The sequence below is a fragment of the Mucilaginibacter lacusdianchii genome (assembly GCF_009770985.1).
Taxonomy (GTDB): domain Bacteria; phylum Bacteroidota; class Bacteroidia; order Sphingobacteriales; family Sphingobacteriaceae; genus Mucilaginibacter; species Mucilaginibacter lacusdianchii.
In genome coordinates this window covers 42588-61067 of sequence record NZ_WSRW01000001.1, presented here as the reverse complement: position 1 = coordinate 61067, position 18480 = coordinate 42588, and the positions used below count along the sequence as shown (strand labels likewise).

The 18480-nt window shown below is 40.4% G+C and carries 18 protein-coding genes and 7 tRNA genes; 5 read left to right on the top strand and 20 right to left on the bottom strand.

What is annotated here, in order from left to right; genetic code table 11:
• Nucleotides 1–103 precede the first annotated feature (103 nt).
• Nucleotides 104–1021 (top strand): LAPAL motif-containing putative phage structural protein, encoded by a 918-nt coding sequence (locus GPM24_RS00320; RefSeq protein ID WP_158824753.1) that lies wholly within the window; start codon nucleotides 104–106, stop codon nucleotides 1019–1021.
• A 55-nt stretch (nucleotides 1022–1076) separates the two neighbouring features.
• A complete protein-coding gene (locus tag GPM24_RS00315; RefSeq protein WP_158824752.1) occupies nucleotides 1077–1793 on the top strand; it encodes a hypothetical protein in 717 nt (238 codons plus the stop codon).
• Nucleotides 1794–2273: 480 nt separating this feature from the next.
• On the opposite strand, the gene GPM24_RS00310 is transcribed toward GPM24_RS00315, so the two are convergent.
• The 7 genes from GPM24_RS00310 to GPM24_RS00280 form a co-directional block, all read right to left on the bottom strand.
• Nucleotides 2274–2346: transfer RNA gene (locus GPM24_RS00310), tRNA-Lys, on the bottom strand.
• A 104-nt stretch (nucleotides 2347–2450) separates the two neighbouring features.
• Nucleotides 2451–2523, bottom strand: a tRNA-Lys gene (locus GPM24_RS00305).
• A 104-nt stretch (nucleotides 2524–2627) separates the two neighbouring features.
• Nucleotides 2628–2700: transfer RNA gene (locus GPM24_RS00300), tRNA-Lys, on the bottom strand.
• A gap of 104 nt (nucleotides 2701–2804) precedes the next feature.
• Nucleotides 2805–2877: transfer RNA gene (locus tag GPM24_RS00295), tRNA-Lys, on the bottom strand.
• 104 nt (nucleotides 2878–2981) lie between these two features.
• Nucleotides 2982–3054: transfer RNA gene (locus GPM24_RS00290), tRNA-Lys, on the bottom strand.
• A gap of 128 nt (nucleotides 3055–3182) precedes the next feature.
• Entirely contained in the window at nucleotides 3183–4214 is a 1032-nt protein-coding gene (locus tag GPM24_RS00285; protein ID WP_158824751.1) for a WD40/YVTN/BNR-like repeat-containing protein, read from the bottom strand.
• Between the two features lie 7 nt (nucleotides 4215–4221).
• Entirely contained in the window at nucleotides 4222–4665 is a 444-nt protein-coding gene (locus tag GPM24_RS00280; protein ID WP_199269671.1) for a DUF2147 domain-containing protein, read from the bottom strand.
• 182 nt (nucleotides 4666–4847) lie between these two features.
• Between GPM24_RS00280 and GPM24_RS00275 the strand changes: the two genes are divergently transcribed.
• Both GPM24_RS00275 and GPM24_RS00270 read left to right on the top strand, forming a co-directional pair.
• Nucleotides 4848–4931 (top strand) — tRNA-Leu (locus GPM24_RS00275).
• Between the two features lie 109 nt (nucleotides 4932–5040).
• Nucleotides 5041–5124: transfer RNA gene (locus GPM24_RS00270), tRNA-Leu, on the top strand.
• Between the two features lie 57 nt (nucleotides 5125–5181).
• Here GPM24_RS00270 and GPM24_RS00265 read toward each other — a convergent pair.
• Nucleotides 5182–5469, bottom strand: coding sequence for a hypothetical protein (locus GPM24_RS00265; RefSeq protein ID WP_158824750.1), 288 nt, complete (start codon nucleotides 5467–5469; stop codon nucleotides 5182–5184).
• Between the two features lie 158 nt (nucleotides 5470–5627).
• Between GPM24_RS00265 and GPM24_RS00260 the strand changes: the two genes are divergently transcribed.
• Nucleotides 5628–6002, top strand: a complete 375-nt coding sequence (locus GPM24_RS00260; RefSeq protein WP_158824749.1) for a cupin domain-containing protein — start codon at nucleotides 5628–5630, stop codon at nucleotides 6000–6002.
• Between the two features lie 27 nt (nucleotides 6003–6029).
• Here the strand turns inward: GPM24_RS00260 and GPM24_RS00255 are convergent, their stop codons facing one another.
• From GPM24_RS00255 to GPM24_RS00200, 12 genes are all read right to left on the bottom strand, one after another.
• Nucleotides 6030–6977, bottom strand: coding sequence for an acyltransferase family protein (locus GPM24_RS00255; protein WP_158824748.1), 948 nt, complete (start codon nucleotides 6975–6977; stop codon nucleotides 6030–6032).
• 185 nt (nucleotides 6978–7162) lie between these two features.
• Nucleotides 7163–7615, bottom strand: coding sequence for a hypothetical protein (locus GPM24_RS00250; protein ID WP_158824747.1), 453 nt, complete (start codon nucleotides 7613–7615; stop codon nucleotides 7163–7165).
• Nucleotides 7616–7642: 27 nt separating this feature from the next.
• Nucleotides 7643–7948, bottom strand: a complete 306-nt coding sequence (locus tag GPM24_RS00245; protein WP_158824746.1) for a hypothetical protein — start codon at nucleotides 7946–7948, stop codon at nucleotides 7643–7645.
• The gene (locus GPM24_RS00240) at nucleotides 7938–8408 is read right to left on the bottom strand and encodes a glycoside hydrolase family 73 protein (protein WP_158824745.1); all 471 of its coding nucleotides are present in this window, start codon (nucleotides 8406–8408) and stop codon (nucleotides 7938–7940) included. Before GPM24_RS00240 ends, GPM24_RS00245 begins: the two co-directional genes overlap by 11 nt.
• A 2-nt stretch (nucleotides 8409–8410) precedes the next feature.
• Complete coding sequence (locus GPM24_RS00235) at nucleotides 8411–8656, bottom strand: hypothetical protein (protein WP_158824744.1); 246 nt, start codon at nucleotides 8654–8656, stop codon at nucleotides 8411–8413.
• Between the two features lie 38 nt (nucleotides 8657–8694).
• On the bottom strand, nucleotides 8695–11325 hold the full coding sequence (locus tag GPM24_RS00230) for a LamG domain-containing protein (protein WP_158824743.1): 2631 nt from the start codon (nucleotides 11323–11325) through the stop codon (nucleotides 8695–8697).
• 2 nt (nucleotides 11326–11327) lie between these two features.
• On the bottom strand, nucleotides 11328–12917 hold the full coding sequence (locus GPM24_RS00225; protein WP_158824742.1) for a hypothetical protein: 1590 nt from the start codon (nucleotides 12915–12917) through the stop codon (nucleotides 11328–11330).
• 3 nt (nucleotides 12918–12920) lie between these two features.
• Complete coding sequence (locus GPM24_RS00220) at nucleotides 12921–13538, bottom strand: DUF6712 family protein (RefSeq protein WP_158824741.1); 618 nt, start codon at nucleotides 13536–13538, stop codon at nucleotides 12921–12923.
• A 54-nt stretch (nucleotides 13539–13592) separates the two neighbouring features.
• Nucleotides 13593–14891 carry a hypothetical protein gene (locus GPM24_RS00215; RefSeq protein ID WP_158824740.1) on the bottom strand — a complete coding sequence of 433 codons (1299 nt, stop codon included), beginning with the start codon at nucleotides 14889–14891 and terminating at the stop codon, nucleotides 13593–13595.
• A 144-nt stretch (nucleotides 14892–15035) separates the two neighbouring features.
• The gene (locus GPM24_RS00210; RefSeq protein WP_158824739.1) at nucleotides 15036–15620 is read right to left on the bottom strand and encodes a hypothetical protein; all 585 of its coding nucleotides are present in this window, start codon (nucleotides 15618–15620) and stop codon (nucleotides 15036–15038) included.
• Nucleotides 15621–15688: 68 nt separating this feature from the next.
• Complete coding sequence (locus tag GPM24_RS00205) at nucleotides 15689–16900, bottom strand: hypothetical protein (protein ID WP_158824738.1); 1212 nt, start codon at nucleotides 16898–16900, stop codon at nucleotides 15689–15691.
• A 125-nt stretch (nucleotides 16901–17025) separates the two neighbouring features.
• Nucleotides 17026–18231: a head maturation protease, ClpP-related gene (locus tag GPM24_RS00200; protein WP_158824737.1), complete on the bottom strand. Its 1206-nt coding sequence runs from the start codon at nucleotides 18229–18231 to the stop codon at nucleotides 17026–17028.
• Nucleotides 18232–18480: the final 249 nt, after the last annotated feature.

The window sequence follows — 18480 nt, the reverse complement described above, 5'->3', positions numbered from 1 at the left end:
TATTTACAGCCACAACTCTATGAAACTAAGGAAGAGTTTATATCAAGATTTGTTCTTTAAAATATAAGTCCTTATCCTATATCACCATTTTTAACAATCAATTATGTCGTATCTAATTGAACCTGCAAAATTTTTTACTTATAGTTATCAAGGAGATAAGTATATTGATTCGGGCACCCTTTTCGGGTCCCAAAGTCATTTCCTTGCTGCATTTACTGCTATACAAAAGAAATATCACCCTGCATCCGATTTCGAGTTGAAGATCGGTACGTTCAAAGAAGGAAGTTTTGAAGTACCTTACTTTGTAGAGGTTGTTTCTAATACGTCCATTTTTCAATCACTTTTAACAAAAGAAAATATTGATATTTTATATAAGTCATTAGCAGCGTTGGTGTCGATGATAACAATTGCTAAAGCTTTAAAAGGAAGTAAGCCAGCTGAGGAAGTAAAAGGAGAAGATAATAAGACTGAATTGAAGTTTGAGAAAAGAGAAAGTATTCGAGTTGAATCATCTAATTATCAAGTTTATAAAGATAATCCAAGTATAGCAAATAGTATTTCTAAGAGTTTTGAAGCGCTTAGTCAAGATGATAACGTAAATGGAATCAAGTTATATAGGGACAAAGGAAAAGATATTATCCATTTAAACAAAGATGATATTAGGGCGATTGCTCAACCAAGTCCATTTTTAGACAGAACAGAAAAAGAATCTCTCGCTACGCGTGTGAGTGTTTTTGTAAAAAAAGTAAATTTCTATCGAGACAAAAAAAAGCCTTGGGAATGGGAGTTTATATTTAATGCAGTACCTATCAAGGCGGTAATAACAGACAAGACATTTGAGGAGACTGTTACTAATGGTAGGCAATTTCATAGAGGAAGCAGGTTGATTGTTGATCTAAAGAAAATTTCAAAATGGAACCCTCGTATACGGCAGTATATTGTAAATAAATATGAAATTATAAGAATTTATGATGATAACCTACCCGGAGGATTTGGCTTCCAACAAGACATGTTTATGTGAATATGATTTCAAAATGCATGAAAAAATATAATTGTTGAGATAACTGTGACTAATTATGATTGAAAAAGAGAGATTTGCAGGATTTAAGGAAGCTAATAATCCAACATTGGGATTGGCAATGATATTTGATGTTTCTGGGTTTACAAACTTCTTTAATAAACCTGATTTACAATATTACATTACAGATTATATAAATCATGTAATTGAGTGTGTTGAGATTACTATATATGGTGGAATCGATTATTGGACCACTTATCCTGAGAAGCTGAAGTCACTTCAGAAGCCCTCTTTAAGGAAGTTTTTAGGTGATGGACTACTTTATATTTGGGAGGAAAACGACACTGCCTATTTGAAAAATTCCAAGTTTAAAATTGATTTAATTAACAGAGTCTGGAATTTGCAAACTTATTTTAAAGAAGTTAATAAAAAGCTACATGAAATAATTCCAATTGCTGACCTTCCAAAATCAATTAAATTCGGTCTAGCGCAAGGGACTGTATATAAGCTTTCCGAGGCAGATGGAGGTCAGGATTATATTGGACCATGCATTAATTTAGCGTCTAGATTGGTTAAATATTGCCCTGAGATTAATTTCATATGTTCAGCAAGATTGAACTTGCCGCTACAAGATATTTCTAACAATGGCTATATGAAAATTATCGCGAATGAAATTAGAAGTTTTGAATATGAAATAGTGATCATTGATCAAGATGATTATTTGTCGTTGAAAGAAGAAGATAAAGCTAGATTATTTAAAGAGTTAGAGAAATAATTTGCAAATCAAAATCAATTTCGTGTCCTTTTATTAAACGTTACACAGTGTACTCTGTTGTTTTATGCTCAATGCCATTAATTTAGGGATACAAGGCAGATGCAATTACCTGCAAGGCGTCGACTTATGTTATCAATACGGAACTGACGCTTACTTAAAGCGCATTTTTAAAAAGGTCGAATCGTACTTCAATCGAAAAAAAGCTAAGCGAAGAGCTTGTCAAACTCCGTGGCCAGTATAAGCCGGATGGGCCACAACTCGTTCAACCAACACATGTCGAACCCTAGTCGTTATGGTGCAAAAAAATTAATTGATGCGAATTAGTTGTATTCACTTTTGTGAATATCTATGGTGGTGCGAAACATTACGAAACCATTGCCGTTGTTTCGCAAAGAAGGGTAGGTTTTTTGCAAAGTAGCCCTTTGAGTAGACCATACAAAAAAGAAGCCTTTCCAAAAGGAAAGGCTTCTAAACTTTAAGTGATCCCGCTGGGACTCGAACCCAGGACCCCAACATTAAAAGTGTTATGCTCTACCGGCTGAGCTACGGAATCAAATTTTATCGGCGCATATCATCAGTCACCGGTGACTGATACACATCTGATAAGCAGTTTAAAGTTTTCAAAATTTAAAGCCTTCCTTCGCGGAAGGCTTGGAGTGATCCCGCTGGGACTCGAACCCAGGACCCCAACATTAAAAGTGTTATGCTCTACCGGCTGAGCTACGGAATCAAATTTTATCGGCGCATATCATCAGTCACCGGTGACTGATACACATCTGATAAGCAGTTTAAAGTTTTCAAAATTTAAAGCCTTCCTTCGCGGAAGGCTTGGAGTGATCCCGCTGGGACTCGAACCCAGGACCCCAACATTAAAAGTGTTATGCTCTACCGGCTGAGCTACGGAATCAAATTTTATCGGCGCATATCATCAGTCACCGGTGACTGATACACATCTGATAAGCAGTTTAAAGTTTTCAAAATTTAAAGCCTTCCTTCGCGGAAGGCTTGGAGTGATCCCGCTGGGACTCGAACCCAGGACCCCAACATTAAAAGTGTTATGCTCTACCGGCTGAGCTACGGAATCAAATTTTATCGGCGCATATCATCAGTCACCGGTGACTGATACACATCTGATAAGCAGTTTAAAGTTTTCAAAATTTAAAGCCTTCCTTCGCGGAAGGCTTGGAGTGATCCCGCTGGGACTCGAACCCAGGACCCCAACATTAAAAGTGTTATGCTCTACCGGCTGAGCTACGGAATCATCACTTCGGTATTAGAAACGTTTAACCGTTTCCGTTAAAGTGGTGCAAATATAGAGTTATTTACAATTGTGTGCAAGCGTTAATTTGAAATATTTTTAACGATTGTACTAACAACTTTATTGTCAGGCTACTGTTTTTTAAAAAATGCAATTTTGCCGTTATCACCTGCTAATAATACGAGGTTGCCATGCTTGGCTTTTTGGCAAACATTATAACTTCCTTTATCTACCTGCTTCCAATGCTGGCCTCTGTTAGTTGATATATTAGTGCCCGATGTTCCGGTAGACAGGAACGTATGTTCCTTTATCAACGCCACACAAGATTGATAGCCAGCAGGCTGATTATAGGATAATTGAGCACCAGAAATACCATCATCCATCAGAACTGCATTACAAGCCACAGAATCGGAACGATTAGCAACTTGGTAATCTCCGCCAACCGCAACTTTAAACACTCTATCAAATGAAGCTATTGAAAACGCACCCTGGCTGTCTTTGCCATGCACTATCGGAAGTTGTTCTATTAACCACTCGCCGTTTCCTGGTTTGCCAATGAATGACGAAAGCAGGCGACTGGCTTTGCCACCGGTAACAATGTGAATTCTAGAATCATCAGCTATTTTAAGGCAGGTACCGCTTGCTGCAAAAGCAGCTTCGCCAGGTAAAGCTTCTGGAGCATTGGCTGCCGACTTCCAGCTAGTGCCTTGATCGGTGGTTTCCAGCAACAGAAATTTTCCGTTAATCGGGTCACCCATTACATACCCACGTTTGCCATCAAATATAAAATCCATAGCATCTAAAAAGTATGCCTTGTCATTATTACGGTAGCAAACTTTCCAGCTCGTGCCGCCATCAGTTGTTTTTAAAATAAGCGCCGGCGTACCCGAACTCATGATGATGGCCTCCCTGTCTGAAAAAGCTTCAATATCCCGAAAATCCGACTGCTCAAATCCTTTTACCTGCTGCCATTTCCAGGTAGTACCACCATCCACACTCAGGGCCACATGGCCTTTACTGCCGCTTACCCAGGCAACCTTATCGTCTACTACAGATAATCCTCTAATACTGCAAGGCTGCCCTTGTTGAATTGAAGTAATAGATTGTGCCTGGCAAACAGCAGTAACCAATAATAAGCCAAGTAATGTGAAAAAATATTTCATGTTTGGGTTACTTAACGCGAGACCACACTTCAGTACGACCCAATAAGGATATGCCTATATAACCCCGTATTTTAAGCTTGCTGCCATTCAAGGTCATTTTACAGCTGTAGGTTTTACCGCTTTTAGGATCGTAAATGGTTCCGTTTTCGTAGGTATCGTCGCCATCAAAGGTAAAGTCTTTTAAAAGCTCGAGCCCGAGTATTGGGCGTAACTGCAGGCTAGGGTTAGGATTTTTAACATCGGTTTTAGGTTTGCCTGTCGTTTCATCATTAGGTACTTTGATCCAGGCCAGCTTACCAAAATATTGATTTCCCTTTTTGTAAATTTGAATTTGCCCTTCGCCACTAGGATTTATCCACTTACCCACAATAGCATCGGCTTGTTGTGCAAATGCTTTGGTGATAGTTAAAATACTGCATAATAATACCACCAGACTAATTTTTCTGCTCATAATTAAAATATAAACTTCTAAAGTATCAGGTATTGAGCAGGATACCAAACGGAGTGGAAAAAATTGTATTTTATTTTAGGTGAATTGCTGCAAAAAACTATATTTGCAGCCTCAATACTGACAACGGGTTGTTGGAGCTGAAAGCAGCAATGCATAAGCTAAAATAAATCGTGTTAAAGTCAGCCCAGGTGGCGAAATTGGTAAACGTTGCGGTCTCAGAAGCCGTTGAGAATTGTCTCTTGAGAGTTCGAGTCTCTCCCTGGGCACACCAAAATCAAGTCAAAAGTCTTGAGTTTTATAAAGAGACAAAAAAATAGCACTTCCTTAAAAGTGCTATTTTAGTTTAATGCCAAGGCAATTGGCTGGTATAATGAAGCCCAGGTGGCGAAATTGGTAGACGCACCATCTTGAGGGGGTGGCATTCGTAAGGATGTACGAGTTCGAATCTCGTTCTGGGCACAAAAAAAGGTGGATTGTTAATTACAGTCCGCCTTTTTTATTTAAGTAATTTATTAATTATGCCGATTGGCCGTAGGAGGGATGCCTTACAATTTGTGCTGCAATGCCCAATAACTCATCGCCCGAAAATGCGCCGGCTCCGTCAAAAGTAAAATCGCGTTCGCCTTTAATGTTGATGGTGCCTAGCAGGCCGTCGGCGGGTATGTCTACAGAACGGGCCTGTTCGTGGTCAACCCAATCTTGGTAAGTATCTACAGCAAATATTTTAAAAGTGTTGCCGCCTGTTTGCGGTTCAATTCGTAACAGCCGCTGGCTTGGTCCTACTGGTATTTCAAAAGTTTCCATACGTACGTTAGGTTTGTCGTTTTGTAAGTGACAGATAACAGGATGAAAATGTTTGAGCAATTGGCAACAGGGCCTGTTAAACGGTAAAACTATCTTAAGCGATATTGGTAATTAGTAAAGCACAATTTGTAATATAGCCCCATTATACCCTGTTTGATATGATAAAAGCCTATCGACTATACACTGGGCCCGACGGCCATGCTTATTTTAAAACTGGCAATGTATCAGAAGCCGTAATTACCCAAGCCGAATCCATCCGCTTTCAGGAATCGCCCCCCGGATCGGTATATGATTGGCACCCTGCACCAACGGTGCAATTTGTAATTAACCTGAAGGGTACACTTGAATTTACAACTTACCTAGGCGAAACGTTTATTCTAAAACCCGGAGAAGTACTCATAGCCATGGATACCACCGGCTCCGGCCACAAATGGCGACTACTAGGCGACGATCCCTGGCAACGTGCCTACGTGGTATTTAACCAAGATACTGGGATTAACTTTGTGGCTGAAGAGCGGGTGGGGGATGTGTGAAGGGGGAAGTATTAATAAATAAAAAAGTTATAACTGAAAACGACGCTTTAAATATTTTTGTGATGGTATTTCAATAAAATTATAAAAAAGATTAGCTAAAGTCACTATAGTCACAATAAACATGATATTAAAAGCTAACAATTTGTTTGTTTGATTTAAGTGAGTATGTCCTAATATATTTAATGCATTTCCTTTAAACCTCAACACAAATTGATGTATTAAATAAAGTGAATAAGAAATTAGTCCCAAGAAGTAAACTATTTTGGAGCTAAGAAAGCGGCTAACTACCCCAGTATCTAAATACAACAGGCCTATAAATATTGGAAATAGCAATGAAAAAAAAGCATGTGGTACATTACAAAATAATAATACAATTATACCAATGGCCGTTATTGAAGTAAGTATTTTAATGGGTTGCTTATTAATGGCTTTGCTAGTGACCATTTGATAAGCATATATACCTAGAATGTAATTCCCCAAACAACGCATTATAGGTTGTAACCCATTAAATGGATGGTAGCTTAAATCTAAAATATTTAAATCAAATCTGAATAAGATTAAGATTACAACGCCAGCCAAAGCTGTAATAATATTTCTTGATCCACTGCAATATTTGTTTAAAGCTAGCGCAATAAAGGGGAATATGAGATATATCACCCATTCAGCACTCAATGACCATACAGCCGGTATAATGTGCCCTTTGTTGAATACTGCTGACATTAAAGGAAGGCTTACAAAATAAGTTTTTAACGGGCTGAACCTTTGATAAAAAAATACAATTGTGATAATAACGAGATAAACTGGATATACACGTGCAAAGCGTTTTAGCATAAAAGTTAAGTAAGATTTGCTGTTAACACTGTCGGTGAAATATTTGGCAGATGAAAGCATCATAACGAAGCCGCTAAGCGAGAAAAATAGATCAACTGCTAAATAACCCTTAGAAATGAACTCAAAGCCAAAGGATGACAACATGTTTTATCCTCTAAAAGAGAGTGATGTAATGCGACGTATAATGCTGCAATTCCTCTTATACCGGTTAAGCCTTTAATTTCTTTGTTGTTCATCTTAATAGTTAAATTCTGGTCGATGAAAGTAGCTATAATTTCATTTTATTGAATAAACTAAGTGAGAAATGCTCTATTAAATTGAAAAAAATACTAAGGGGCTGCTTTATATTGTTTCTGATAATACCACTCCAATATGGTTGCACCATCTTTCCATGTAAGTTTACCGTCGGCGGCTACTTGTGCAAGAAGAATGGATAAATTGTGCAAAAAGGCACTTTTGATATTACCATTTAAATTTTGCAACTGATTGATAGCGCATTGGGTTACAGCTGTTGAATCGGTAAGATTTGCGCAATTTTCGGCCAATTTTAATTGTATCAAAAGTTCCGGCAATGCTTTCCTTAAAGCTAATTTTAACCTATCATCTAAATCGCCTGGAATGATAGTTGTCAGTACATCTGTTATGGGCGAATCGACAAAACTTTTAACATTTTCGGTAATGATAACGCCAATGCTTACGGCTTCTTTTAGCTCGTTAGGCATTCTTTCAAATAAGTTTTTTAACGCTTTCCATAAGTCAGCTAAAAATGATTTTAAACTCATATTAATAAGGGATTGAAATAAACGTTATTAACTAGTGCCACTTTTGTTGTAGGCGGTACTCGACCCAGTGGCTCCTGATACCTCGTTTTGCCGCTGTTTCCTGTCAGCAATAATTTCTTTTCTAAAGCTGTATATACCCCGCAAAAGGGCAAGTAATGCGACAAAGAAGCCGATAACGGTTGCCGCCTGTCCTATATGTTCAATCACGGTGTTGATGTTTAAATGGCTTATTCCTGCACCTACCAAACTTATTCCTGCACCTGCTCCGCCAACTTTAATCTCGCGGTTTTGGTAAACGGCATCTGTGATATGGCCGCTAAGTTTATAAAGCATTATCGTATTTTTTAAGTTGGTAAGTGTTAATAACTTTTATAAGGTGGTTAGGATAATTGGGATCTGTAGCATATCCAGCTTCTAATAAGCAAGTGGCTTGCTCTTCGGGCGAATTGCAACTAAATAGGCCATGTCGTTTATACCGTGGGTTACTTTGCAAAAAGTGAATTCGATCGGCAAAGCAAGCCTCAATGGTAGGGTACGATCGAAATGAAGTGTCAATCTTATATGATTGCCCATTTTGGTATTCTGTAGTTTTATAAAGCACTTTTTTGCCTTGCCATGCTACATTGGCCTTTATGCCAAAATAGTTGTTATGTTTGGCTGCAAGTACTGATTTGCCCCAACCGCTTTCCCAAATACACTGGCCAATCATCAGAGACGGAAATAATCCTGTACCTTGGCATACTTTGATAGCTTCATCTTTGATACTATCTATAAAGTGGAGTTGAGAGTTCATTATTAATTTTTGTGTTGAGTTATTGTTTGAGCGCCAGTGAAAAAGTTTTTAATGAGATAAGCCAATGCGGCGCTGGTTGCAGTTATGGCTATGCTTTGCCAGTTAAAATTTAGAGAGTTTGCATCAAGAACTTGTTTAATACCGGTTAATGCAGCACTTAATGCAGCTACTATTAAACCTTTTACAAGATCCCGATAATTAAGCTTTCCAAAGTCAGATGTTTTCATACAATTTTTATTAAAAGCCAATTATGAATATAAGATGTTGTTGATCAGATGCTGGTAGCTTAAAAAGCAAAGTACTGAGTACCATTAGATCTAAATGTTTTACTGATGTAAGCCTCCGTTAAAGAGAAAATAGTAGAAGCATTAATATTTACAGACCCGCCCGAAATAACTACAGCATTTGCACTGCTGTCTGTTTTTATAACATTAAGTACACAGGTTTTACTGCTGCTACCCATAGCTATGGCAGATGGTAGTGTAATAGTTATAGCTCCTGCTGATGCATCTGCATACAATGTTAATCTGCCTAGCACAAAATCATTAAGTAATACTGTATAGTTTGCAGTTTTTGTGAGCGTAGTTTCCTGTTGGCTATTAAATGTGTAGGTTTGAACAATGCCACTACTGTCAACAACCTGTAATGCGTTGCCATTCCACTTATGTACTCCGGTATATGTGGTTAAGGCGGGTAGGCCCGTAGTATCGGCTCGTAACGAAAATTGTCCTCTACTTGCCGTTCCCGGCCCAAAATCAAGCCAGCTTGTGGAATTGAACGATTTATTTATATCGCGGTCTGTGTTGTTGTAGTTACCTATTACAATACCCCCATCTAATCCCATTCTAAAGGGATACTTGCTGCCTGTCTGAAAAATAATTGCCTGGCCTATAAGTTTTGCCTGAGCATTGTCTTCACCTAAATATGCAATTCCTCTATCTCCACCGTCAAAACCATCCATAGATCCAATCCAGGCAGTAGGGTATATGCTACCTGCAGCATAAATCTTACCTGACTGATTCCATGCTGGTACGCCCACAAGCGTTAAGTTATAATCCGGATTGTAATAATCTGTAGCTGTTGAGCCTATGCCATCGTCAAATTCCCAACGTCGGGTGAGGTTAGCTGTAGGTGGAGAAGGTGTCCCTGAACCTTTGTTGTAAATATTCGCTATGTCTGTGGACGATATGTTAACGCTGTAAAATAGAACTTGATCAATGGTGCCATTGAATGGTAAGTAATTAGTCGTTGTACTTGACCCGTCGCCGCCAATTTTTGTAATTGGATTGTTGGTTAATTGGGCATTATGAGATACATATGCAGTAGATGTTAGAGGTATACCATCAACATAGATAGTTCCATTGATTGTACCACTAAAAATGAATACAACATTATGGTATTGCCCATCATTATATCCAGATCCCCATACCGTTGGATTAGGGCTATTTCCTCTAAAACGGAACCCGCCATTTTCCATCATCAACGCCATTGCAGTTGCTACTTGTGTATTGGCGGCAGCTATTCCCCATCTAAATAGTGTCATTGTAGCGCTGCTTGTGGTTTTAATCCACATACTTACTGAAAACCTTTGTCCTACAGATGAGAGACCTGTAAAGTTTGTATTGTTGTAGGCAAACTGAGTGCTACCGTTAAGGTCTAATGCTTTGCCTTGTGCACCAGGTTGTAATACTTTATTAGTTGCATAAAGATTGTTATATAAACTTGTTTTTTCCCATGAACTGGAAGTGCCTAAAGCTAGTTTTGGATTAGGTCCGGTAATGGTCAGTGTGTCGGCAAACGTTTTATTAGTTAATTCCTGCAAGCTATTCAAATCTACCTTCGTCGGATCATCACCCATAATCGTAACACTATAAACATTAGCCGCCTGCTTTACAATTTCCAGGTAGGAATAAGTACGAGATAACACTAAACCTTGTGGCGCATTTAAGGTAATGTCTGGTCCAGCAGCCAAAGTAACGCCCCCGGTACCACTCATTCGGATGGTAATTTTATCGCCAATGGCAAATTGGTTGCTATCATTTAATGTGGCTGTGATGTTGCCGGTTGCATTACAACGAACGGTAGTGCCAGCCATGGCATTAACCAAATTAAAATTGCTGGTTTGTGTAGTATAAAAAGTGGTTTTCAAGTACTCATCTGCACTATGGCCTGCGCTCGCAGTAAACGGACTCAGTACGCCGTAATCCAACCAGATATCTACCAACGTTGGATACGGTTGTACGGTATCACGAGCGATATCAATGCGTGCTTCGTAATTATAGCCCTTTCTCGCTGTAAAATTGAGAACCGTAGCAAGCCATATTGTTGAATCAGCACTAAAATCAGAATACTTAACCACCTTTGAAGCGATGGTTCCTCTAGGGGCAGTGCCACCTGTTTCGTTAATGTCTACATATAGCAGACTGCCTGGTTTTGTATTATCAGAAATACGATTGTAAACAGTCCAGTTATAATTTCCATTTTCCAGCGCTACATAAGGGCCATACCATGGGCGAACACCTGGATCCGTACTACCGGCTGGGAGCTTTAAGCTAACGCCATATTCAGATAACGTGTCAGCTACAGCTACCACCTTTGAGTTATAGCTCAGTTTTGGATTGCGGTTTTGATCGTAGTTCACTATGATGCCGTAAGGATACTTGCTTTGTACTGCGCCATTAACCGTAATCTCGGTGTCGAACTTGTTGGTGATTGACTTTTTTGTTAAGTTAACGCCATCCGCCCACCAGTACTCAACGGCCAAGCCGTTCTCTAAAATTTTTACGGTTCGGCCTTTGAACCTTACATTAATAGGTACGCCGATTAGAGCAGCGTTAACCGATTCCCAAGGTCCTTCGTATTTATCAAGCGGCTTAGGGGCTTTTGCTTCTATATTATCGTTTAGTATAATTGACATTTTTAGCTGATTGTGATTGCGCCCATGGGGGTTGTATAGTTAGAAACGTAAAGTAGGAAACTTTGAGTCCAGCCGGCAAAGTTTGCTGATGCCGGTGCAGTAACCGTTACTTTAACTGGTGAGGCAAACAAACTGTCTGCACTGCCAATTTTGCCTTTATTGAGCTCGTCCACTTTCCAGTCGGTTTTTGGCGGTACAGATGCGTCATGTGCAAACCATAAATAGGTATCTCCGGCAGTGGTATTGAAATCAATATTAAGAGCCCCACTTGAAGACTTAACCACCTTGTTGCCCTGATATATATCAAAGCCACTGTTAGCTACATTTTTACCCCAAAACCAAGGGTACAAAAAGGTGTAAGTTAATGAGTTGCTCGGTAAGGTACTGCCGGCTTGAATTTGCCCAATCGGATCATTCAGATTAAGGTTGTTTGGCTTCAGTGCGCCTTGCTGGTAACTGTACACAGCAGTATAAGCAATAGTGGTTGGGCCACTGTTAACATAGGGGTCTTTAAATGGGGCAGTGTTTCCAACCTGTATTCCATTGCTGCGTATACTTATCGAAGTAGCTGCACCGCCATCGTTTTGAATAAACGCCGGTGTAAGTGTGATATCAAAAGACTTGAAAACTTCATAAATCCCGGGTGAAGGTTCGGCAGACAATAACGCTGTTGGAGCTGTATATTTAGGATGCACAACTTCGGTAGCTAATAATTGGAAAACCTGCAAAGGCGTTTTGTCTTTTGAGGGAATGATGTCACCGTCTTTAAAGGGACCCAAATATCTGCCGGTTGGTAATTTTACTGGTATGTCTTCTGTAAATTTGGTTTCACCCAATTCATCCTTTATGCTATTAATAGCAGTAACCAAGCTGCCTTTCTCGGTTGTCTTTAAGTAGGCTAGTTCACCTATGCTCTGAACTAACTGGTTGATGGTATCAATATTGTCAACAATGGGAATTCCACTACCCCAATCGCCGTTGGTTTTAGGCCCGAATAAAGTATAGTATGTGGTATTGATGTAGAAGTCCCCGTCGCTACCTACAGTTTGGTTAGAGGGGTTATTTCCACCATGCAAAATAGTTTTACCATCAGCGCCAGTTGCGCCAGTATCACCTTTTGGCCCAGGGCCACCAGCCGGCCCGTTTAACATTGAGAACACCTCTGTCCAGCCAGAATCCGTTTTTTTGTAAAATATACCATTGGACGTGCTGATATAAGTATCGTTTAAATTACCCGTGCTGATACCAGGTTTACTCGATCCATATAATACTGATCCGCCAGTAGATGAATTGTTGGTTGTTGTTGGAATTTGATATCGTTGAACCCAAGTATTGCTTGTTTTCTGATAAAATGTCTGGTTAACTGTGTTTATGACAACGTCGCCGTTTTTACCGATGTTGTTTTGAGGTATTTCGGTGGCAAAACTTACAAGATTGCCTAAGCTGCCAGTCGGGAAACTGCTTATCACAAACTGTAATAGTTTGTCTAAAGTAAATTGGTAATCTTTATTATTACTAACCAAAATACCTACCTCATCACCGGTCAGGTTGGGTGCCAACGGGAGCTCGGTTATTTTTAAATCGGTTGGCATGTGTTAAAAGTTGTTTAGAGTGAAAAAGTAATCTTCAAGCGGCATTTGCGTACCGTAGTTAAAATCTGTTTTGTCTACGCCTCTTATACGAGGCCCTGCCTGCCTGGCCGATTTATTTTTGCTGTTATAAAACCATAGCGGATAGTCAGCCTGGTTATCCTGAAGAAACTTTTCTACGTTATTGGCATAAGCATTAGCAACGCTTCGCTGTTGCTGCACCAACTTTACAATATCCTCCGAACGCACTGCTTGTGCGTTATCGTATTGTTTAATTACCGGTCCGGTTGTGGTATAAAAAACAGAGCTACTTTCAATAAAACGTGCAAAAGTAAAGTATACCAGCATGGGTATTAAGCCCTCATAAGCAATAATGTGGCCCCAAGTGTCGGTATATTCGCAGCCGTTAAAAAGTTTTTGATAATGTTCTGGAGCATCTTCTTTCATTTGACCATCTGCCTCAAAACATTTCGTTAATTCGTAATAAAATGCCTGGCTTAGGAATGGTTTTAAATCAAGGTCCTGCGCCTTTTTGATAAAAGCTTTGAGACGCTCAGGTTTAATATTAGGAGATATGTCTTCAAATTGCTGAAAAGCAGTGTTGTCTATTAATAAGGTAGTCATAGAAAAGTTCTTCGGGAGACAGGTGAATAATTGTAGTTAGATGATAGGAGGGAACTATACAGCAGGTGCAGACTCGATAGTCATGGCTTCGGCTTCTGCTTGTTTAAATCCATAAGCATGTACCAGAATGGCAATTTTGTTGAGCGGAGAAATATCAGCCAAAAGTATCTGATTGATGTTGTTGCCTGCTGTCATACCGGCGCTATCATCAGCAACGTTTCCAGGCACGGGCAGAATATTCCAATTGCCACTAGGATTAAGGTCTTTAAAGAAATTGCTAAAGAGTTCAGAAAGAATTTCACTTAACTCCAGCCGATCAGGTGCTGTATTGTCATTAAATTCCCGAATAGCTTCTTTTTTCTCTCCACCATTGCTTAGTCCGGATAATTTTTCAGAATTGACGAGCTCTTTAGGAATAGAAAAACCTTTAATGATCCGGGTTTCTACAGATTTTTCTGTTGTCTCGAAAAGCTTGTCGTTGTTCTGAATAGAATAAGGCTGAAACTCCGGTTTAGCACTTGGGTCTTCGTACTCAATAACAATGATTTTTTGGGAACTCTTGGCTCCTTGGAAAGAACCTAAGTCCATTTCTAGTTGTGAAGGAGTATTGCTGCCAGCTGCTGTACGATCCGGACCACTATTATCGGCTTCTTCACGGCGTGCCTGCATAAACAGCATGGTAGATGGCAAAAAGCCGGTTGTTACCTCTCGGCTATTAAAAGTTTTAATACCGGCTTCTGTCTCAAAGTCTTCCCAAACGCTATCAGCCTCAATCAATGGGTAATCATCAACTTCGGGATTGAAATAGTATAGTTGCCCTTTGTATTTATCCCATCCACCTGCAGCCATTACTTGCTGGTTAATTACAGCCGGGTCGGGGTTGTATTCATCCAAAAAGGCAATCTTAGAACGCATGATGCTTTTCCAGGTTTTTCGCCCCCAATCCGAATAGATGGCATACTTGCCTGCTGTTTCTGCAATGTCTGTATTGCCTAGGCGTATGTCCTCGAACTTTACGTAATTGACTGAGGATATTTGATAGTTGGCGTTGTAATTCAGATGAATTCCGAATCCGCAAAAAAGCGCTTTATCGGTGGCTACAGCCTTAAGTAGCTTTGCCAACGTAAGGCCTTTTGTATTGATGAGCTGTTTGCCCAGATCTTTTTCTTCAAAACCGTTGCCTGCTATAAATTTAGCTCGTTTATTCCAACAATCTTTAGCGGTGGGCGAGCCTGCTACTAGTTCGAGCATACGCTGTGGGTAAGCATTATCAATATCGTAGTTCAGTATACCAAAAGTTTGATTAGGCCTTACTTTAATACGACGTTCAATTTGAGGCAGGTAAGTTTTCATTAATATTAAAAGTTAGATGCGTTTTAGATACCAAGCAGGTGTATCGGGTATCAGGAAGAGAGTGGTAGATTGTAGAGTAGAATAAAGTTGTGTACGGTGAAGGTTTGTATCCCAACTCCGATACAAAACCTACTTGGTAAATGGTTAGGCAGCCATTTCTTCCAACGCCGCTAATGTGCTGGCATAAGTAGCTGCTCCCGAGTCGGATGCAATGGAAACTGCACGTGGTGGATATGGTTCCCGTAATTTATCAGGATTAGTAAGCTTTAATTTATAACCACCTTCTAAAGTTTCATCCGCGGCGTTGCGTTCAGCTTCAGTTAAAATCAAACCGTTAACGGCACCAAATAACTCAATTGACGAATTGCTGTCTTTATAGTTGTTAATCACTATAGCCTTTACACGGCCGTAACCCATAGCACGTAGTTGCGCTTTAATTTCCACTGATAGACCGGCAATATTAAAATCAATTTCTTCATTGTAACGTGGGCCAACTTGTGTTTTAGCCAATTTAGACATAGCATTGAAACTATTGTTGGTGCCCTCAAATTTGTAAACTTTCGCACCGGTTTCAGCTTTTAAGCCGCTAATTATTAGCGGATTACTTGTATCGTAAGTGATAGAAATGTCCTCGTCATTGAAGATGTAAATTACATCTTCAATCCCAGAGGTAACAGGCAAGCCGGCGCTTAAGCTAAAGCCTGCATTAATTTTGTTGTAAATAGACATTTTTTTTAAGTTGTTAGTGAATGTAGGAGTGGAATAAGTTAGAGGTCAGCTTTGTTAAGGTGTTGGATTTAAATAGCTGACAGATAAAACAGTTCGTTCGCAAATTTAAAGTTAACTGCGGCTTTCATCCGGGCTTTCATGCGTACCACATTGTCGTTGGTATAAGGCTTCATGTACACGGTAGATAGTTCAGAAGCATCGCCCAATAAATCGACACCTAAAAACAGATTTGATGAACGGGCACCTAAAATAGTGTTGGCCTGCCAGTGGTTCATCAGTTGTAATGGAATGCCCAGGTAATCCATTTTCTTTTTGTCGGTAAAGGCGTTTAATACGTTGGTTGCTTTATCCGCTTGGGCTTGCGCATAAGCATAAGCTACGTGTAACGGTATTTGCAGGTTGAAGTCCTCTTGGCTGCGATCGGCAGGATCTAGTTGTGAAAATACGTTGCTTAATACGCCCAGTACGTTGCTGGCATTAATAAAGCAAACACTGGCTGCTGATGATGTACCTGTGAATGTTGCAGCTTTACGGGTATTAATTTCATTGTAATTGCGTACCAGTTTAAAAGTAGTTGCGCTTAAAATTTTGATGAAGTAAGACTGACCTGCTATATCAATGCCCGTCGTACCGTTGGTGGTATCCTTGCTGGTGCCTGTTGCAGCTACAATAGTTATCACGTCACCATCGGCTAAAGATGCAGTGCTGGCTACGGTAACTACACCGTTGACATCAATACTTGTGGCCGACATAGCCGTAGCTGATTTAGACAAGCCAACTTTGTAAACGCCCGAGGCGGCTGCAATGCTAGGTAGTAAACCGGTGAACGGCGCAGTAAAGGCGGCTTCTTTGGTGGCCGATTTGCCCAGCCAGTACAAACGCTCGTTAGCAATTTGTATTTTGGTAAGATAGCGCTGAACCATAAAGTCAGATAAGTCTACTACGCCTTCATAATCACCGAACGCACCTGGTGTTAAACTTTGGGCTTCCCATGATTGCACCAGGTTGTCCCATTGTTCCTGCTTCATAAATTCGTAAGTCACCGGATCCAGGTACGTTTCATCTTGTTTGGCCGTGGTGCCCTGGTCGTTAAACATGCCCGAAGGGTCTTGTAGCTTAACATCGTCATCTACGCCAAGCAAAATTTTTCTTGATTTTACATCGTTTACAACGGTTAATAATGCGCGTTTTACGGAATCAGCCTCAAGCAGGGTGCTGGCCATAAATCCGGCCAGCGCTTCGCCGGCATAGGTGTTGTTGGTAAAGGTAAATTGAGCCATTTTTAATAACTCCCGCTCCCTAAAGAGAGAGTTTTTGATTAGTAAGGTTTTCCTTGTGTAGGGATAAGGATTGCCTGATTATAGGCAAGGGGTGATACAGTGAAATTGGTTAGGTTGTGATAGCTTTAAGCATTTTTTACGGCTTGCTTAACAGCGTTTTTAGCCAGCGTGGATTGTGGTGCGAAGAACGGTTGAGATTCGCCTTTTGCTTTGCTGCTTCGCTTAGAGCCTTCGGGGGTGTAGGTAGATTGAATTTCGTTGCGGATATCGTATCGGGTTTTTTGTAAACTAGCCTGAGCGTTTTGTAAAGCAGAACGGGCTTCCGTTAACAACGCGTTTTGTGCGTACAATTTTGCTCTCAGCGAAGCAATCTGATTATGTACCTCGGTTGGTTTCAACTTACTTTTTAATTTGCTGGTTGGCAAATCATCTTCCTCGTCTTCTGCATCGGCAGGGCAGGGAGCAACTTTCTTTACTTTGCCGCTTTGGGTGGTCAATTGTTGTCCATCAGCGGTGGTGTATACATCGTCTACTGCCGGACTGGTCATGTCTTCGTCCTGGTAAACGTCTGTGTCGGGTTCCAGTTCGCCGGTGTGGTGTAAAGGGCCTTTGTCGGTCATGATCTGTTTGTTCATCACTTTCTTGAAAAAGTTCATCATCTTGTTTAAAACCGAATTGGTTTTTTCGATGAGATCGGTGTTTTGCATGTTCATTGCGTTACGGGGTGATTGATTATGATTTGTTAGAATTTTGCTAATGCAGCGCTGATATATGGCCGGTGCAGTGCCGGTGCATTTTTTTATAATAAGGCTGTTGGTAATTTGAGGCTGATAATCCTCAATCTGATCTATAAAGCCGAGCGAGAGGGCTTGGTCGGCCGTCATCCAGGTAACGGCGTTGATGAGGCTGTGGATGCTTGTTTCATCTAACCCAGTTTTGTCTATATAAATTTGTGCCAGACGTTCTTGTACGGTGTTGAGCATTTGTACATCTTTCAGCAGTTCATCGGCATTGCCACCGCTGCCGGCCATGGGTTTGTGAATCATGAGCAGGGCATATTTACTCATCACGATGGTTTGGCCGCCCATAGCTACGATGGAAGCTGCTGAGGCGGCTAATGCGTCTATATAGGTAGTAACGCAGCCTGGATATTTTTTCAGCAGATCATAGATGGCGATGGCATCAAAGGCCGAGCCGCCGGCCGAGCTGATGTGCAGCTCCACATCCTGACCGGCTGCGGTTTGCAGTTGTTGCTGCAGGTAGGCGGAGGAGAGCGTACCGGAGCCGATACCGTCTTGATCGGTATCATACAGGTAGATTTTGTAGGGCATTGAGGTGAATATTGAGTGAGTTTATAATTGCAGATGTGCGGGTATGCAGATGTGCGGATTGGTTCTGGAAACAGAATAGTGCTTTAAAACTTGTAAGCAGGAACAGCAAAAGAACTTTGCCGACTATTGGTTTTTAACTCCTGCTTTCGTTTGATTTGATAAGTCAAATATCAAAAACTTTTGGCTGTTTGTTGGTGACACAAGTGTGTCAGTATTTAACTTTTTAGTCTTTTGATAACTATGCTGATT

Coding starts and splice junctions, on each gene's coding strand:
- GPM24_RS00280 (WP_199269671.1), bottom strand. CDS start 4,665: ATGAGCAGAAAAATTAGTCTGGTGGTATTATTATGCAGTATTTTAACT.
- GPM24_RS00200 (WP_158824737.1), bottom strand. CDS start 18,231: ATGCCCTACAAAATCTACCTGTATGATACCGATCAAGACGGTATCGGC.
- GPM24_RS00315 (WP_158824752.1), top strand. CDS start 1,077: ATGATTGAAAAAGAGAGATTTGCAGGATTTAAGGAAGCTAATAATCCA.
- GPM24_RS00285 (WP_158824751.1), bottom strand. CDS start 4,214: ATGAAATATTTTTTCACATTACTTGGCTTATTATTGGTTACTGCTGTT.
- GPM24_RS00260 (WP_158824749.1), top strand. CDS start 5,628: ATGATAAAAGCCTATCGACTATACACTGGGCCCGACGGCCATGCTTAT.
- GPM24_RS00320 (WP_158824753.1), top strand. CDS start 104: ATGTCGTATCTAATTGAACCTGCAAAATTTTTTACTTATAGTTATCAA.
- GPM24_RS00215 (WP_158824740.1), bottom strand. CDS start 14,891: ATGAAAACTTACCTGCCTCAAATTGAACGTCGTATTAAAGTAAGGCCT.
- GPM24_RS00230 (WP_158824743.1), bottom strand. CDS start 11,325: ATGTCAATTATACTAAACGATAATATAGAAGCAAAAGCCCCTAAGCCG.
- GPM24_RS00210 (WP_158824739.1), bottom strand. CDS start 15,620: ATGTCTATTTACAACAAAATTAATGCAGGCTTTAGCTTAAGCGCCGGC.
- GPM24_RS00255 (WP_158824748.1), bottom strand. CDS start 6,977: ATGTTGTCATCCTTTGGCTTTGAGTTCATTTCTAAGGGTTATTTAGCA.
- GPM24_RS00265 (WP_158824750.1), bottom strand. CDS start 5,469: ATGGAAACTTTTGAAATACCAGTAGGACCAAGCCAGCGGCTGTTACGA.
- GPM24_RS00220 (WP_158824741.1), bottom strand. CDS start 13,538: ATGACTACCTTATTAATAGACAACACTGCTTTTCAGCAATTTGAAGAC.
- GPM24_RS00225 (WP_158824742.1), bottom strand. CDS start 12,917: ATGCCAACCGATTTAAAAATAACCGAGCTCCCGTTGGCACCCAACCTG.
- GPM24_RS00250 (WP_158824747.1), bottom strand. CDS start 7,615: ATGAGTTTAAAATCATTTTTAGCTGACTTATGGAAAGCGTTAAAAAAC.
- GPM24_RS00240 (WP_158824745.1), bottom strand. CDS start 8,408: ATGAACTCTCAACTCCACTTTATAGATAGTATCAAAGATGAAGCTATC.
- GPM24_RS00245 (WP_158824746.1), bottom strand. CDS start 7,948: ATGCTTTATAAACTTAGCGGCCATATCACAGATGCCGTTTACCAAAAC.
- GPM24_RS00205 (WP_158824738.1), bottom strand. CDS start 16,900: ATGGCTCAATTTACCTTTACCAACAACACCTATGCCGGCGAAGCGCTG.